The organism is Burkholderia sp. Bp8992, from assembly GCF_003853705.1.
GTDB lineage: Bacteria > Pseudomonadota > Gammaproteobacteria > Burkholderiales > Burkholderiaceae > Burkholderia.
Genome location: NZ_QTQI01000007.1, coordinates 209,269 through 225,444, shown reverse-complemented (window position 1 = coordinate 225,444; position 16,176 = coordinate 209,269). Strand labels below are relative to the sequence as shown.

The following is a 16,176-nucleotide window of genomic DNA, read 5'->3' as shown; positions in this document are numbered from 1 at the left end:
AGGTTGCCATTGCTTGCCGAACCGGTACGCCGCCGAGGGCAGACGGCGAGCCGTCCGCTGCCCGTCATCCCGCAGCGCCAAAGACGCGACCGGTTGCCATCCATGTCCGGCCGGCCGTGGCTTTGCATCGCCCGCCAGGTCGGCTACACTCGATGTCAATGTTGATCACCATTGTCTTTGCGGTGCATTCTGTTCGCGCCGCATCGGTATGTCAATGGCGATCGCCATTGTGTTTTCCAATCGACGTGATCGGCAAAATCAGGGAGAGATCGATGGGCGTATCAAGACAGCAGGCCGCCGAGAACCGGAGCGCGATCGTCGCGGCGGCCGAGCGGCTGTTCCGCGCGCGCGGCGTCGATGCCGTCGGGCTGACGGAGCTGATGAAGGAAGCCGGCTTCACGCAAGGCGGCTTCTACAACCACTTCAAGTCGAAAGACGCGCTCGTCGCCGAAGTGATGGAAAAGGCGATGCACGACCGCGCCGATTCGCCGAACGCCGGCAGTCTCGACGCACAGGTGGCGTTGTACCTGTCGGCCGCGCATCGCGACAACGTCGAGGCCGGGTGCCCGCTGTCCGCCTTCGCCGGCGACGCGCCGCGGCTGACCGACGCAGCGCGCGCATGCTATGCGCACGGCCTCGCCGCCTATCTCGACCGGCTGGAACCGATGGTGGCGACCGAAGGCGCAACGCCCGAGCAGACGCGTCGCGACGCGCTCGCGGTTTTCAGCCAGATGGTCGGTGCGCTCGTGCTGTCGCGCGCGATCGCGGGCACCGATCGCGCGCTGGCCGACGAAATCCTCGACGCGGGACGGCAGACGCTGACCGGCGGACGCGGCGCCCAGGGCACGCCGGCGTAACGCTGCGCCGCCCGCCGGCGCTACTCGACCGCCCGTGCGGCATCCCACAGCGGCTGCCCGCCGAGCGCCGCATGCCACGCGGCGAAACGCGTGCGCCACGCCTCGAACGGCTCGGCCAGCGGATGGCGCGGATCGTCGCTGAGCGAATACGCCATCCCCTCGATCAGCCAGCGCGGCTTGGTCACGACGGCCACGTTGCCGAGCACTTCGGCCTGGCGATGATGGATCAGCTCGTGCGCGATGAAGTAGGTCGTCCAGCCGCGCGGTGCCACGGCCACGCCGAAATTGCCCAGCGTCAGCGCCGCACGCTGGCCGAGGCCGAACGCATCGGCGCACGTGCGCGTCGCGCAGAACACGACGCGCGGCGCCTCGCGGAACGGGCCGACGGCCGCCGCCGCGCGCGCATAGCCGTCGCGATAGAGCTGCCGTGCGTCGCCGAGCTTCGCGGCATCGTCCGTGCAGATGTCGGCACTCGGGCACGACACGCCGGGGATCAGCGCGGGCGCGACGATGCGCAGCGGCTTGACGAGCGCATACGCGGCAATCGGCAGCGCGACGAGCAGGCCCGTGAGGGCGAAAGCGACGTGGGAGCGTTTCATCCGGGCGGCGGTTCCGTGGCGTTTCGTTGAAGTCTTCCGGCGTGAATATATCGGACCGGCGACGCTTCCGGCCCGGATTTTCATTCACCCGCCGCGAGCGTGAAGAACACAAGCACCGGGGAGACCGGATGCATGACGGATGCCATTACACCAATTGCTTGTGGAAGTACGTCGTCGCGCAGAGCGCGCCGTCGGGCATCAGCGCATAGTTCGGCACGACGCCGACGCGCTGCCAGCCGGCCCGCTCGTACAGCCGCTCGGCGTCGCTGCCCGTCACGGTGTCGAGCACGAGCACGGTCTTGCCGGCATCGCGTGCAGCCGCGTCGGCCGCCGCCATCAGCCGCGCGGCGATGCCCTGCCGGCGCGCGTGCCGCGACACGAGCATCTTCGCGATGTCCGCGCGATGCGGCTGGTTCTCGGGCTGCGCGATCACGACCTGCACGGTGCCGAGGATCCGGCCGGCCGCATCCTCGGCGATCAGCAGGATGCGCTCGTCGTCCTGGACGCCCTCGGCCACGCGCGTCCAGAACGCGACGGCGGTCGAACGCGCGATCGGCAACATGAAGCTGACGGACGCGCCGCCTTCCACGCAATCGATCAGCACGTCGGCCAGTGCATCGACACAGCGCATCGCTTCGCGCGCATCGACGCGGCGGACGGTAACAGATTCGGTCATGCCATCTCCGGTAGTCAGGCGGACCGCATGCGCGGGTTCGGCATGGGCCGCGATAGAAAGCGCGCCAGCCGCCGTCGATGCGTGCAAAACGGCGGCAGGCGTCCGGCAGCGCGGCGCCCGGTCGGCGCGCGTTACCGCCCCTTATCCTACGCGACGAGAATTTTCGCTGCATCGGCGTCGGCATCGCCTACACTTAGCCAAATGGATAACTTTCAACCCGGCATCAGCGACGTATTCCACGCCCTCTCCGATCCGACGCGCTGCGCGATCGTCAGCGCGCTCGGCCAGGGCGAGCGGACCGTTTCCGCGCTGGCGGCGCCGTTCGACATGGCGCTGCCGTCGTTCATGAAGCATGTCGCCGTGCTCGAGCGCAGCGGCCTCGTGCAGACCCGCAAGACCGGCCGCTCGCGCACCTGCGCACTGGTCGGCAGCCGGCTGACCGAAGCCGAGGCATGGCTCGCCGCACAACGCGCGCTGTGGGAAGCGCGCGCCGACCGTCTCGTCGAATTCGTCGAACGCCACCATCAGGAGGAGCACGATGTCAGCCAGCCACGTCGAACCCGTTGAAGCCCACGATCTCGTCATCACGCGCACGCTGCACGCGCCGCGCCGCGCACTGTGGCGCGCGTGGACCGACCCCGAATTGCTGAAGGAATGGTGGTGCCCGAAGCCGTGGACCACCGAGGTGCGCGCCTTCGACCTGCGGCCGGGCGGCGCTTTCCACACGTTCATGCGCGGCCCCGACGGCGGCACGAGCGACAATCCCGGCTGTTTCCTCGACATCGTGCCGGAATCGCGCATCGTGTTCACGTCGATGCTCACCGGCGGCTGGCGGCCGCAGGCGCCGTGGATGGGCTTCACCGCGATCATCACGATGGCCGACGACGATGCGGGCAGCCGCTACGAGGCGCGCGTGATGCATCCCGATGCCGCGACCCGCGAGCGCCACGAAGCGCTCGGGTTTTTCGAGGGCTGGAACACCTGCATCACGCAGCTCGAAGCCTTCGCGGCCGCCCTGCGCTGAGCGGCCGGGCATGCCCGCGCGGGCGGCCATTGCATGCCGCCGCGCCCGCGCCTAGGATTCCTGAAGGAAGCATGACGACACGCCGGCCGCCGGCGTGCACCGTCGCGCGCATTCCGCGGGAGGCAATATGTTGCATACGCACACGCATTCGACCCGGGTCAGCCGGCACCTGAACGCACCACGCGGGCGCGTCTACCGCGCGCTGCTCGACCCGCACGCGGTCGAGCAGTGGAAGGTGCCCGACGGCATGACGTGCCGCGTGCATGCATACGATGCGCGCGAAGGCGGCGCGCTGCGCGTGTCGCTGAGCTACGACGCGGCGTCGGGCGGCACCGGCAAGTCCGGCGCGCGCACCGACACCTATCACGGCCGCTTCGTCACGCTCGTGCCGGACGAGCGGATCGTCGAGATCGACGTGTTCGAAACCGACGACCCGATGCTGCGCGGCGCGATGACGATCACGATCACGCTGTCCGACGAAGCGGGCGGCACGCGCGTGGACGCCGTGCACGACGGCGTTCCACCTGGCGTGCCGGCCGCCGACAACGAAACCGGCTGGCAGATGGCGCTGGCGCGGCTCGCGGCGCTGGTGGAAGCGGCGTGAGCCTGCGCCGGCACGTCAGCCGAGCCGGTATGCGCGCGTGACCGTGCCGCGGAACAGCGCGTCGCGCTCGTCCGCGCTGGCCTGCGCGGTCAGCCGCTTGAACGCGTTCCAGCCGTTCACGAACGAATACGAGCCCTTGTCGACCGGGAAATTGCCCTCGAACATGCAGCGCCCGGGGCCGAACGCGTCGATGCAGGTCATCATCCACGGCTTCCACGTGTCGGCAAGCTGCGCGGAAGACGGCGGCTTCGCGCCCTTCTCGAAATCGAAGCCGTTGATGCGCATCCCGAGGCCGCCGACCTTCACGTACACGTTCGGCAACTGCGCGAGCGTGCGCATCGACGCCGACCAGCGCTCGAACACCTCCGGGCGCTTGTCCGCATAGCTGCCGATCCGCACGACCCCGCCGCAGTGATTGACGATGATCCGCGTGTCGGGGTTCGCCTTCGCGAGCTCGAACAACTCGGGCAATTGCGGAAAGAACAGCCACGCGTCGTACGACAGCCCGAGCGGCGCGAGCTGCGCGACGCCGGCCCGGTAGGCGGGATCGAGCAGCAGCCCGCGCGGCACCGCCGACAGCGGATTGGCGAGCGTCGGATCGGCATCCCACGTCGTCAGGTGCCGGACGCCGCGAAACCGCCCGCGCCCCGCTTCGAGATGCGCTTCCAGCACGTCGCGCACGCGTGCGCCGAGCCGCAGGTCCGCATGGCCGACGATGCCTTTCGCGACGGCTATGGGGCCGTGCTGCAGCGGCTCGGTCACACCGGCGACATAGGCCGTTTCACCGACCGGCTTCAGTTCGGCCGGGCCCGAATCGCGATAGCGCGTCTGCGCCTGCATGTAGACGGACGCCTGGATGTTGTGCCCCGAGCGTGCGTCCTGCAGGTAGTCGTCGAGCATGTAGATCCAGCCCGGCCGTTCATAGAAGTGATGATGCGCATCGACGATCGGCAGGTCGGGCTCGAGCGCAGGTTCGAGCGCCGACGCGAGCCAGTCGGGGCGCACCGCGAGATAGTTGCCTTGCGTCGTCATGCGGGAAACTCCATCGTGGGCCGGCGTCTCGGCGAACGCGGGCAGCGCGAGCGAGGCGGCGGCCGCGCCGAGCAGCCGGCGTCGCTTGATCGAAATCGTCGTGTCCATGTCATTCGCTCCGGTCGAACGCAACCAGCGACAGCGTGAGCAGCGTCGTGATCGCCAGCACGATCGCGAGGCCGAGCATGCCTGCCGTGAAGGTGCCGAAGCTGTCCTTCAGGTAGCCGACGAGATAGGGGCCCGCGAAGCCGCCGAGTGCACCGATCGAGTTGATCAGCGCGAGGCCGCCGGCCGCCGCCTGACCGGACAGGAACCGCGACGGCAGCGTGTAGAAGATCGTGCGGCCGGCAATCGTGCCGATCAGCGCGAGCGTGATGCCGACGAGTGCCGGCCCGAGCGTCAGGAAATGCGTCGACACGCCGAGCGCCACCGCGCCGATGAACAGCCCGATCGCCAGGTTCACGACGGGGCCGCCGCGACGATCGACGCGCTTCGCCCACCACAGCAGCGCGACCGTCGCGAAGAAGTACGGCACCGCGGACAGCCAGCCCGTCTGCATCGTCGACATGCCGTGCGCTTTCAGCATCTGCGGCAGCCAGATGCCGATCCCGTACGAGCCCATCGTGAAACCGAACGAGATCAACGCAAGCACGTACACACGCACGTCGCGCAACGCGACGCCGAATTGCTTCTTGCGGCCGGCCGCCGCGCCGTCGCGCTCGAATGCACGCTGCAGCGCGGCACGCTCGTCGTCCGACAGCCACGCGGCGTTCGCCGGCGAATCGGACAGCAGCTTCAGCACGAGAAAACCGAGCGCGCACGCGGGCAGCCCTTCGACGATGAACATCCACTTCCAGCCGGCGAGCCCGAGCGCGCCGTCGAGCTGCAGCAGCCACGTCGACAGCGGGCCGCCGATCAGCGACGACAGCGGCGTCGACACGGTGAACCACGCCAGCACGCGCGTGCGGTAGCTCGGCGGAAACCACACCGCGAGGAAGAAGATCACGCCCGGAAAGAACCCGGCCTCGCCGATGCCGAGCAGCAACCGGATCGCGTAGAAACTGGTCGGCCCGGTCGCGAGCGCGGTCGCGGCCGCCATCAGCCCCCACGTGATCATGATGCGGGCGAGCCAGCGGCGCGCGCCGAAGCGGTACAGCGCGAGATTGCTCGGCACCTCGAACAGGCAGTAGCCCGCGAACATGATCCCCGCGCCCCAGCCGAACTGCGTCGCGGTCAGCCCGAGATCGCGGTTCATTGTGAGCGCCGCGAACCCGACGCTCGTGCGATCCAGGTAGTTGAAGAAATACGCGAGCGCGAGCAGCGGGATGAAGCGCCACGCGGCTTTGCGCACGGCGCGTTGCTCGACCGATGCGTCGGTCTCGCGATCGGCGGGCATTGCCGGGGAAGCGGATGTCATGATTGTCTCCGTGGAGGCGGCGATCCTCTGCCGCACGGTGCGCGGCCGGGACGCCTTTGTTCGTTCGATGAATCGCGGCTGCGCTACGCGCTCGCCACTTCGTTCGCCGACGGCGCGCCGCCAGGCCCGTCGCCGTTCGCTGCATCGTCGGCACCGTACCGCCCCGCAACGACGCCGGCATCGATCAGCGCACGCGCATCGTCCGGCGTGTAGCCGAGTTCGCCGAGCAGCGCGCACGTGTCCTGGCCGAGGGCGGGCGGCGCCGAGCGCAGCCGCAGGCGCTCGCCCGCGAGCGTCAGCGGCAGCAGCGCGGTGCGCGTCTCGACCGGCCGCCCGGCGCTACTCGCATCGGCCGGCAGCGTCACGGCTTCGAGGCCGCCCGTGGCGAGCAGATGCGGATCGTCGAACAGGTCCTGCGGCTTCGTGATCGGTGCATACGGCAGGCCGGTCGATTCGAAGGTCGCGCCGATCTCCGCGGCCGAGTACGACGCCAGCCGCGAACGCAGCTCGGGCAGCAGCCATTCGCGCGCCTGCACGCGCAGGTTGTTGGTCGCCAGGCGCGGGTCGTCCTTCAGCGCGGTCAGGCCGAACGCATCGCAGAACAGCGCCCATTGCGTGTCCGACACGACCGCGAGAAAAATCTGTTCGTTGTCCTTGACGGAGAACACGTCGTAGACGGCCCACGCGGAAATCCGGCTCGGCATCGGCGACGCGGCCTGCCCCGTCACCGCGAACTGCATCATGTGCTGCGCGACGAGGAACACGTTGTTCTCGAACAGCGAGCTCTGCACCTGCTGGCCGCGGCCGGTGCGTTCACGCTGGGCGAGTGCGGCCATCGCGCCGATCGCGCCAAACATGCCGCCCATGATGTCGTTCACGCTCGTGCCCGCGCGCAGCGGCCGCCCCTCCGGGCCCGTCATGTACGCGAGGCCGCCCATCATCTGCACGACCTCGTCGAGCGCGGTGCGATGCTCGTACGGCCCCGGCAGGAAGCCCTTGTGCGACACGTACACGAGGCGCGGATTCAGCGAGTCCAGCGCCGGATAACCGAGGCCGATGCGGTCCATCGTGCCGCTCTTGAAGTTCTCGCTGAACACGTCCGCCGTCGCGACGAGCCGCAGCACGATCTCGAGCCCGCGCGGATCCTTCACGTCGACCGCGAGGCTCTTCTTGTTGCGGTTGAACATCCCGAAGAAGCCCGCGCCGGAACCACGCAGCGCCCGGGTGCTGTCGCCCGCGATCGGTTCGATCTTGATCACTTCCGCGCCGAGATCCGCGAGCAGCATCCCGCAGGTCGGCCCCATCACCATGTGCGTCATCTCGATCACGCGCACGCCTGCGTATGGCAGCGCGGAATTTGGTTGGCGATCGTTCATTGCGCGACTCCCGCCATGCATCCTTCCGGTTGCGCCGCCGTCGGCACGCGGCCGTCCGCATAGCGGAACCCCTTCGGCAACCCGGCGTCGGGCACGTGGCCGTACAGCGCCTCGGACGGCAGCGCCGCGTGCAGGATCGCGCGCGCGGCGAGCAGCGCGTCGACGTCGATGCCCGTGTCGTACCCCATCGCTTCGAGCAGGAACACGAGATCCTCGGTGACGATGTTGCCGGTCGCGCCGGGCGCATACGGACACCCGCCGAGGCCGCCCTGGCTCGCGTCGATCGTCGTCACGCCCGCGTCGAGCGCCGCGACGACGTTCGCGAGCCCCTGCCCGCGCGTGTTGTGGAAATGTGCGCCACCGGCCTTGTCGCCGACTTCGCGCTGCAGGCGCGCGAACAGCCGGCGCACCTGGGCGGGGTTCGCATAGCCGCTCGTGTCGGACAGGCCGATTTCGTCGACGCCGCATTCGGCCATCGCGACGGCCATCGCGATCGTCTCGTCGTCGCTGACGGCGCCCGCGATCGTGCAGCCGAACGCGACCGACACGCCGGCCTCGATCTGTACCGACGGATACCGCGCATCGCGCAGCGCGACGACCGCGCGCACTTCGTCGATCATCTGCGCGGGCGTCTTGCGGATGTTCGCCAGCGAATGGGCTTCCGTGACCGAGACCGGCAGCGTCAGCTTGTGCACACCAGCGTCGAATGCGCCTTCGGCACCGCGCAGGTTCGGCGCGAGCGCAGCGACGTGCAGCCCGGGAATCGCCAGCGCATGCGAGACGACTTCGCGTACGTCGGCCATCTGCGGCAACAGCCTGACCGGCACGAACGACCCCACCTCGATCTCGCGCAGCCCGGCCGCGGCCAGCGCGGTGATCCAGCGCAGCTTGCCGGCCGTCGGCATCACGGCCTTGATGCTCTGCAGCCCGTCGCGCGGACCGACCTCGCTGACCAGCACCTTCGGTATTTCGGAAACGCTCATTCGACACCTCACCGTTCTATCTAAAAGAACACCGTTCTGTTTGACAGAACTTTAGGCGCACATTGAATGGGCGATAAGCGGGGTATACCCGTGAAATTGCGATTTTACGGAACTTGCGTTCTGTCAGACAGAACGATATAGTCGACCGACCATCATTCGAAGGAAGTCCGCAGTGCCCACGAACCAAGCAGATCTTGCCGGCGACGCTCGCGATCCGGCGGCCGAAGAAGCGTCCAGCGGCGTCGCCGTGCTCGACCGTGCGTTCGCGATCCTCCGTGCGTTCGGGCAGACCGACGACCGGCTGTCGCTCGCCGAGCTGTCGCGCCGCACCGGCCTGTACAAGAGCACGCTCCTGCGCCTGCTCGCGGCGCTCGAGCATGGCGGCTTCATGCGCAAGCTCGACGACGGCCAGTACGCGATCGGGCACGAGCCGCTGCGGCTCGCCGCGCTGTACCAGCGTTCGTTCCGCGTCGGCCCGGTGGTCGAGCCGCTGCTCGAGGCGCTGAGCCGCGAACTCGGCGAAACGGCGTCGTTCTACGTGCGCCAGGGCGACATGCGCTCGGTGCTCTATCGCGTCGAGCCCGCACGCGCGGTGCGCGTGTCGATTCGCGTCGGCGAGGAATTTCCGGTTCGCCAGGGCGCATCCGGGAAGGTGCTGCTGGCCTTCACCGACACGCACGACGCCCGCTGGAACGACGTGCGCGAACAGCTGTGGGCCGCGTCCTACGGCGAGCGCGACCCCGAGACGGCATCGGCATCCGTGCCGGTGTTCGACGCGGCCGGCGAATGCGTCGGCGCGCTGACGGTGTCGGGCCCGAAATCTCGGCTCGCCGCCGCGCCGGCCATGGCGGCGGCGCTCGCGATGCTGCTGTCGCTCGCGCAGAAGGCGACCGTCGCGCTCGGCGGCGCCGGCACGCGCTACGATGCAGCCGCCGTGCGCGACAGTCTCGCGCGGCTCGCGTCATCGGCGGACGACGCCGCCTCGTCGTAGCGCACCGGTTACGCCGGGCCGGCGACGCATGAGGGAGCGCGAAAAGCGGCCGCATGCGACACTGGCCGCCGATGCACGCATCGCGCGACGCCCGCGGGCGCGCGGTGCGTGCCGCCGCCAACCGGACATGCACGAGGAGACACCCGCGATGAACGCCGCACGCCCCGCCGCCTGGTATTTCGATTTCGTTTCGCCGTTCGCCTATCTGCAGCAGGAACAGTTCGACCGGTTGCCGCCGGCCGCCGCGTTCGAGCCGCGGCCGATCGTGCTCGGCGCGCTGCTCGCGCACTGGGGGCAGAAGGCGCCGGCCGAGATCGCGGCCAAGCGCGTCTTCACCTATCGCCACGCGCAATACCGCGCGGACAAGCTCGGCATCGCATTCCGGATGCCGCCCGCGCATCCGTTCAATCCGATCAGGCCGCTGCGCCTCGCGATCGCGATGGGCAGCTCGCGCGACGCGATCCAGCGGATCTTCCGGCATATCTGGCGCGACGGTCGCGACGTGTCGACGCCGGAAGGCTTCGCCGCGCTGTGCGAAGCCGTCGGTTTTCCGGAGGGCGTGACGGCCGTCGAAGCCCAGCCGGTGAAGGACGCGCTGCGCGCGAACACCGATCAGGCGATCACCGACGGCGTATTCGGCGTGCCGACCTTCGCACTCGACGGCGACCTGTTCTGGGGCGAGGACGCGACCGACATGTTCGTCGACTGCGCGACGTCACGCGCGTGGCTCGACTCGCCCGAGGTACGCCGCATCAGCGCGCTGCCGGAAGGCATCCGGCGCGACTGACGGCACGGCGGCCGTCACGCGCCGGCCGGATCGCCCTCGCGCCCTTCGACGAGCGTCGGCACGGCCTCGCGCATCATCGCGACGAACCGCACGAGCCGCGACGGATAGAACTGCGCATGCGGATAGGTCAGGTAGACGGGCAGCGGCGCGGCCTGCCACTCGGGCGCGAGATGGACGAGCTCGCCGCGCGCGAGATGGCCGGCGAGCATCCATGACGAGCCGACACACGCGCCGACGCCCAGCAGCGCCGCGCTGCGCAGCGCATACAGGTTCGCGGTCGTGATGCGCGGCCGGATCGCGATGCGCCGCGTATCGCCCGTGACTGCATGCGTCAGCGCGAGCTCGTTGCGGTAGTAGGTGCGCAGCGCGAGCCACGGCAGCGCGGCCAGCGCGTCGGGGTCGGCCGGGACGTCGGCACCGTTCAGCACCGACGGCGCGGCGACCACGAAACGCGGCACCTTCGTGAGCCGGATCGCGACCACGCCCGGATCGGTCGGCTCGCCGACCTGGATCGCGCAATCGATGCCGCTGCCGACGAAATCGCGCACCTCGTCCTGCAGCAGCCACTCGACCGATACGCGCGGATAGTCGCGCAGGAACCGCGCGAGCGGCGCGACGAAACGCTCCTGCCCGAACGCGTGCGGCACCGCGACGCGCAGCAGCCCGTCGGGCTCCTCCTGCGCGCCGCGCAAGTCCGCTTCGAACGCCGCCCAGTTCGCCAGCAACTCCTTCGCCTGCTTGAAGCAGCGTTCGCCGTCGACGGTCAGCCGCATCGTGTGCGTCGTCCGTTGCAGCAGCCGCATGCCGAGCGAACGTTCGAGCGCCTGCAGCCGCCGGCTGATCGTCGGCTGCGTCGTATGCAGTTGCGCAGCGGCGGCCGACAGGCTGCCGGCCTCGACTATGCGTACGAACGTTTCCATCAGCTCGAAACGATAGCCGGCGCCGTCCACCGGCACGGCCTGAATGCGCCGAGACCCGCCAGTGGCGGGAAAAGGAGAGGATTTATCGGTCATTCGTGAAGCGTATAACAAATCTGCGCCAGATGGCACTACCGTGCCCGACCGTGTGCCGCCACACTCGCATCCATCCTGTTATCCAGCCAAGGATGCACACCATGTCCACCCCGACCCGTCTCGACGCCGCGCCCCGTGTGGCGCACGCCCCGGCCCATCCGGCCGCCCATTCGATGCCCGATCGCCGGCTCGTGCTGCTGCTCGCGGCCGCCGCCGGCCTCGGCGTCGCCCCGCTCTACTACGCGCAGCCGATGCTCGGCGCGCTCGGGCCCGATCTCGGCGCGTCGGCGCGCGCGATCGGCTTCGTGCCGACGCTCACGCAGCTCGGCTATGCGCTCGGCATCCTGCTGCTCGCGCCGCTGGGCGACCGCTTCGACCGGCGCCGCGTGATCGTGACCAAGGCTGCCGCGCTGGTCGTCGCGCTGCTGCTCGCGTCGATCGCGCCGTCGCTCGGGCTGCTGCTCGCGGCCAGCTTCGCGATCGGCCTCGCCGCGACGATGGCGCAGGACGTCGTGCCCGCCGCCGCGACGCTCGCGCACGACATGCATCGCGGCCGCATCGTCGGCACGGTGATGACGGGGCTGCTGCTCGGCATCCTGCTGTCGCGCGTCGTGGCCGGCTTCATCGCGGAAACGGCCGGCTGGCGCGCGATGTTCGCGCTCGCGGCCGTCAGCGTCGCCGCGATCGGCGCGGTGGCCGCGCGCGGGCTGCCGCGCTTCGAGCCGACCACGCGCCTGCCGTATCGCGCACTGATCGCCTCGCTCGGCGCGTTGTGGCGCGATCATCCGGCACTGCGCCGCGCCGCACTCGCGCAGGGGCTGCTCGCCATCGGCTTCAGCGCGTTCTGGTCGACGCTCGCGGTGATGCTGCACGGCGCGCCGTTCCATCTGGGCAGCGCGGCGGCCGGCGCATTCGGCCTCGCGGGTGCCGCCGGCGCGCTGGGAGCGCCGATCGCCGGACGCCTGGCCGACCATCACGGCCCCGAGCGCGTCACGCGCATCGGCATCGGCATCGCGGCGCTGTCGTTCGCATCGATGGCCGCCGCGCCGCTGATGTCGCCGCATGCGCAACTCGTGCTGCTCGCAGCCGCGACGATCGGCTTCGATCTCGGCGTGCAGGCGACGCTGATCGCGCACCAGGCAATCGTGTACCGGATCGATCCTGCGTCGCGCAGCCGCCTCAACGCGGTGCTGTTCGTCGGCATGTTCATCGGGATGGCGGCCGGCGCCGCGATCGGCAGTTTGTTGCTCGCGCAACTGGGCTGGAATGCGGTGACCGCGCTGGCCGTCTCGACATCGCTGGCCGCGCTCGCCGTGCGGGTCTGGCGCAACTGACATCCGGCATCGCACCGGCGAGGCGGGCAGGCCTGCAGGGCTTGCCCGCCTTTTCTTTTATTTTCGATCGGCGCATGCGCGACGCCGCGCGGGCCGGCAGATTCGCTCGCGAATTGCACGGTATGCACGGCAATCGCTCATCCGGCGCAAAGTCCGCACCGGCCTGGAAAATTGTCCAGTTTACCCAATTATTTTTATAACGGCGATGCGTGCTTGCGCGCAAACGTCGGACGATTCGCCCCTGCCGCGCCGCACGGCGCCCGCCCATCCGGCCCCACCACACCAACCCGTTTTATCAGGGGATTCCCGGTATTTTTTCGCATTTTCTTCGAAATAACGGGTGACATACTTGCCCCCCGTTGCGCTCCGGGCGAGCGCGCTTCCAGATCCTGCCGGCCGCACGTCATGCGCTGCGCGTCCGCCGGGGTCGCAGAACATGAACAATTTCGACACCACGATCCAGATCTTCCTCACCCACGTGACGTTCGGCCCGCTGATGAATCACGCGATCCGCGTGATCGCCGGCCTGTACACGTTCAAGGGCTTCGTGCTCATTCCCGTCCTGTGCTGGCTGTGGTTCCAGCCGGGCCCGAACCGCGAGCGGCAACGCGAGCTGGTCGTCGCGACGATCGCGAGCGGGCTCGTCGCGCTCGCGATCGGCCGGCTGCTCGCGCAGGTGCTGCCGTTCCGCGTACGGCCGATCTACAACCCCGACCTGCACCTGCACTTCCCGTCGGCCGGACTGCGCGCCGCGACGCTGCAGGCATGGAGCTCGTTTCCGAGCGATCACGCGATGCTGTGGATGGCGATCGCAACCGGCATCTTCATCATCGCGCGCCGCGTCGGCATCGTCGCGCTGCTGTATTCGGTCGTGTTCATCTGCCTGCCGCGCGCGTACCTCGGCTTTCACTACCCGACCGACCTGATCGCAGGCGCCGCGATCGGCATCGCGATCGCGTGGCTGCTGACGCGCGACGCGATCCGCTCGCGCTTCGCGCCGCAGGTGCTGGAGATGATCCGGCGCTTCCCCGCGCCGGCCTATACGCTCGCGTTCCTGCTGTGCTTCGAGCTCATCACGCAGTTCGACGAACTGCTGACGCTCGCGCAGTCGGTCACACATACGATGTGACGGGTCGGTGCCGATGCTGCCCTTGCTGCTGTCGTTCCGTCGTCCCGGCACGCGCTGCCGGCCATGCGCGGCAGCCGCACGCCGCGCGACGGCCGCGCATGTCAGTCGCGGTCGGGCGCGCCGAGCGGAAAGAACGAGCGAAACGGCCGCGCCTCGTCGACCGCTCGCGCAAACGACGGCCGCGCCAGCAGACGCTTGCGGTACGCGATCACGTTCGCGAACGCCGGATCGATCCGGTGCGTCCAGTCCGCATAGAACAGGAACGGCGCCGCGCCGCAATCGGCGAGGCTGAAACGATCGCCGGCCGCCCATTCGCGATCGGCCATCTTCTTGTCCAGCCACGCATACGACGTGTCGAGCATCGCGCGCGCATCAGCGACGCCGCGTGCATCGCGTTCCGACTCCCGGCGCAGCGCGTCATGCACGACCTTCTGCTGCGGCGTCGACACGTAGTTGTCGAAGAAGCGATCCATCATCCGCACCTCGAGCGCGGCGTGCGGATCGTCGGGCAGCAGGCGCACGGGGCCCGGATGGTTCAGGCCGAGATACTCGATGATGATCGACGCCTCGATCACCGTGCGGCCCGCGTCGACCAGCACCGGAAAGCGTTTCAGCGGCCACAGCGCGGTCAGCTCCTGCATCGGCTTCGGATCGTCGTGCGCGAGCAGGCGGTACTCGAACGGCGTGCCGTTCTCGTACAGCGCGGTCAGCACCTTCTGGCAGTAGGACGAAAAGGGATGGGCGTAAAGGGTCGGCATCATCGCGTGTCTCTCGGGGTTGGGGCGCCACGTCATGCGGCGCCACGTGATCGGATACCTTGACGACGTAGGGCACCGCGCCGTTTCGACATCGGCCCGGCAATTTTTTTCGGTTTCTTCGGATCGCTACGACCGGCCGTCCCTCACGACGCGCCCTTCGGCACGCCAGCGCAGCATCCCGCCGCCCAGATTCGCGACCGCGTCGAAACCGGCCTTCAGCAGGATCACGGTCGCCTGCGCGGAGCGCCCGCCCGCCCGGCACACGGTCACGACCGGCCGGTCGCGCGCGATCTCGCCGGCACGCGCGGCCAGTTCGCCGAGCGGAATCGGCGTCGCGCCGGGCAGATGGCCGAGCGGGCCCGCGAATTCGTCCGGTTCGCGCACGTCGACGACCTGCACGGCCGGCAGGTGATCCTCGAGCCACTGCGGGTCGATTTCCCAGAACCCGGCGAACGTATAGACGAGCGGCGCCCAGTCGGGCGCCGCCTGCGCATCGGGTGCGTTCGAGGCGACGCCGCACTGCAGGTTTGCCGGCACGGCGACGTCGATCTGGCGCGGATGCGCGAGCCCGAGGTTGCGCATGTAGCCCGCGAAATCGTCTTCGCTGAGATCGCCGCCGAGGCGCGGATTGAAGCGCCGCTCCTCGCCGACGCTCGTCACCGTGAGCCCGCGATAGTCGTGAGCCGGATACAGCAGGCACGCGGCCGGCAGCGTGAAGAGCCGGCCATGTACCGCGCGATACAGCGCGTGCGGGTCGCCCTGCTGGAAGTCGGTGCGGCCGGTGCCGCGGATCAGCAGGCAATCGCCGGTGAACGCCATCGATTCGTCGTCGAGCACGAGGCTGATGCAGCCGCTCGTGTGGCCGGGCGTCGCACGCACGGTCAGGTAGCGCGCGCCGAACGCGCAGCGGTCGCCGTCGTTCAGGTAGCGGTCGGCGCCCTGCGCGCCGCTCGCGGCCGAGATCGCGATCGCGCTGCCCGTGCGCTGCTTCAGCAGCCATGCGCCCGTCACGTGATCGGCATGCACGTGCGTGTCGACGGTCGCGACGAGCCGCAGCCCGAGTTCGTCGAGCAGCGCCGCGTCGCGGCGCACCTGCTCGAACACCGGATCGATCAGCAGCGCTTCGCGCGACGCGCGGTCGGCGAGCAGGTACGTGTAGGTCGACGATTGCGGGTCGAAAAGTTGCCGGAAGATCATCGCGAAGTCGCTCCGTCGCCTGTCCAGGTTGGTATTGTGCAGCCCACGTGCCGTGCGTCGCCGGTGCGCGCGTGAGCTCGAGTGCCGCGCCGTCCGTATATGTTGCCGCACCGCATGATCCGGAGGTTCACGGCTGCGTCAGTTGAACATGGTCGTCCGGAACCGACGTCGGCAGGATGACATCGCCGCCGGGCAGCCGGCATCGCACCTGCCGCGTTTCGCATCTTGATATAGCGTAGATCAAAATGCACGCGCCACCGGCGTCCCATATACGGCAATCGATTCCGACGACAAATGGCACACGGCGGACGATTTGCCGAGCCCCGACGGTGGCGTGCGCTGCCTTGTCGCTGACGATCGATCACATGAATAGTCACGAAAACGTTTGACTTTTAATCG

17 protein-coding genes are annotated in these 16,176 nt (G+C 69.1%); 8 read left to right on the top strand and 9 right to left on the bottom strand.

Going from position 1 to position 16,176, the window contains the following annotated elements; genetic code table 11:
• Positions 1-272: 272 nt before the first annotated feature.
• Positions 273-857, top strand: coding sequence for a TetR/AcrR family transcriptional regulator (locus DIE03_RS13680; RefSeq protein WP_124451042.1), 585 nt, complete (start codon positions 273-275; stop codon positions 855-857).
• Between the two features lie 20 nt (positions 858-877).
• Here DIE03_RS13680 and DIE03_RS13675 read toward each other — a convergent pair whose 3' ends face one another.
• On the bottom strand, positions 878-1,456 hold the full coding sequence (locus DIE03_RS13675) for a hypothetical protein (protein WP_124451040.1): 579 nt from the start codon (positions 1,454-1,456) through the stop codon (positions 878-880).
• A gap of 145 nt (positions 1,457-1,601) precedes the next feature.
• Positions 1,602-2,132 carry a GNAT family N-acetyltransferase gene (locus DIE03_RS13670; protein WP_124451038.1) on the bottom strand — a complete coding sequence of 177 codons (531 nt, stop codon included), beginning with the start codon at positions 2,130-2,132 and terminating at the stop codon, positions 1,602-1,604.
• Positions 2,133-2,333: 201 nt separating this feature from the next.
• On the opposite strand from DIE03_RS13670, the gene DIE03_RS13665 reads away from it, so the two are divergent.
• The 3 genes from DIE03_RS13665 to DIE03_RS13655 all read left to right on the top strand — a co-directional run bounded on the left by DIE03_RS13665 (position 2,334) and on the right by DIE03_RS13655 (position 3,760).
• On the top strand, positions 2,334-2,699 hold the full coding sequence (locus DIE03_RS13665) for a helix-turn-helix transcriptional regulator (RefSeq protein WP_124451036.1): 366 nt from the start codon (positions 2,334-2,336) through the stop codon (positions 2,697-2,699).
• Positions 2,671-3,156, top strand: coding sequence for an SRPBCC family protein (locus DIE03_RS13660; RefSeq protein WP_124451034.1), 486 nt, complete (start codon positions 2,671-2,673; stop codon positions 3,154-3,156). The genes DIE03_RS13665 and DIE03_RS13660 overlap by 29 nt, the downstream gene beginning before the upstream one ends.
• 127 nt (positions 3,157-3,283) lie before the next feature.
• On the top strand, positions 3,284-3,760 hold the full coding sequence (locus DIE03_RS13655; RefSeq protein ID WP_124451032.1) for an SRPBCC family protein: 477 nt from the start codon (positions 3,284-3,286) through the stop codon (positions 3,758-3,760).
• 15 nt (positions 3,761-3,775) lie between these two features.
• Here DIE03_RS13655 and DIE03_RS13650 read toward each other — a convergent pair whose 3' ends face one another.
• The 4 genes from DIE03_RS13650 to DIE03_RS13635 form a co-directional block, all read right to left on the bottom strand.
• The gene (locus DIE03_RS13650; RefSeq protein WP_124451030.1) at positions 3,776-4,900 is read right to left on the bottom strand and encodes an amidohydrolase; all 1,125 of its coding nucleotides are present in this window, start codon (positions 4,898-4,900) and stop codon (positions 3,776-3,778) included.
• 1 nt (position 4,901) lies between these two features.
• On the bottom strand, positions 4,902-6,209 hold the full coding sequence (locus DIE03_RS13645) for an MFS transporter (protein WP_124451028.1): 1,308 nt from the start codon (positions 6,207-6,209) through the stop codon (positions 4,902-4,904).
• 83 nt (positions 6,210-6,292) lie between these two features.
• Complete coding sequence (locus tag DIE03_RS13640) at positions 6,293-7,585, bottom strand: CaiB/BaiF CoA-transferase family protein (protein WP_124451026.1); 1,293 nt, start codon at positions 7,583-7,585, stop codon at positions 6,293-6,295.
• Positions 7,582-8,568: a hydroxymethylglutaryl-CoA lyase gene (locus DIE03_RS13635; protein ID WP_124451024.1), complete on the bottom strand. Its 987-nt coding sequence runs from the start codon at positions 8,566-8,568 to the stop codon at positions 7,582-7,584. The genes DIE03_RS13640 and DIE03_RS13635 overlap by 4 nt, the downstream gene beginning before the upstream one ends.
• 172 nt (positions 8,569-8,740) lie before the next feature.
• Between DIE03_RS13635 and DIE03_RS13630 the strand changes: the two genes are divergently transcribed.
• Together DIE03_RS13630 and DIE03_RS13625 are read left to right on the top strand one after the other, a co-directional pair.
• The gene (locus DIE03_RS13630) at positions 8,741-9,559 is read left to right on the top strand and encodes an IclR family transcriptional regulator (protein ID WP_124451022.1); all 819 of its coding nucleotides are present in this window, start codon (positions 8,741-8,743) and stop codon (positions 9,557-9,559) included.
• 148 nt (positions 9,560-9,707) lie between these two features.
• Entirely contained in the window at positions 9,708-10,346 is a 639-nt protein-coding gene (locus DIE03_RS13625; protein ID WP_124451020.1) for a 2-hydroxychromene-2-carboxylate isomerase, read from the top strand.
• Positions 10,347-10,360: 14 nt separating this feature from the next.
• On the opposite strand, the gene DIE03_RS13620 is transcribed toward DIE03_RS13625, so the two are convergent.
• Positions 10,361-11,359 (bottom strand): LysR family transcriptional regulator, encoded by a 999-nt coding sequence (locus DIE03_RS13620; RefSeq protein ID WP_124451018.1) that lies wholly within the window; start codon positions 11,357-11,359, stop codon positions 10,361-10,363.
• Between the two features lie 101 nt (positions 11,360-11,460).
• Here DIE03_RS13620 and DIE03_RS13615 point away from each other — a divergent pair, with 101 nt between their 5' ends.
• Both DIE03_RS13615 and DIE03_RS13610 read left to right on the top strand, forming a co-directional pair.
• A complete protein-coding gene (locus DIE03_RS13615) occupies positions 11,461-12,693 on the top strand; it encodes an MFS transporter (protein ID WP_124451015.1) in 1,233 nt (410 codons plus the stop codon).
• Between the two features lie 436 nt (positions 12,694-13,129).
• Complete coding sequence (locus tag DIE03_RS13610; RefSeq protein ID WP_124451013.1) at positions 13,130-13,822, top strand: phosphatase PAP2 family protein; 693 nt, start codon at positions 13,130-13,132, stop codon at positions 13,820-13,822.
• 101 nt (positions 13,823-13,923) lie between these two features.
• On the opposite strand, the gene DIE03_RS13605 is transcribed toward DIE03_RS13610, so the two are convergent.
• On the bottom strand, positions 13,924-14,583 hold the full coding sequence (locus DIE03_RS13605; RefSeq protein WP_124451011.1) for a glutathione S-transferase family protein: 660 nt from the start codon (positions 14,581-14,583) through the stop codon (positions 13,924-13,926).
• A 123-nt stretch (positions 14,584-14,706) separates the two neighbouring features.
• Complete coding sequence (locus tag DIE03_RS13600) at positions 14,707-15,777, bottom strand: rhodanese-like domain-containing protein (protein WP_124451009.1); 1,071 nt, start codon at positions 15,775-15,777, stop codon at positions 14,707-14,709.
• Positions 15,778-16,176 lie beyond the last annotated feature (399 nt).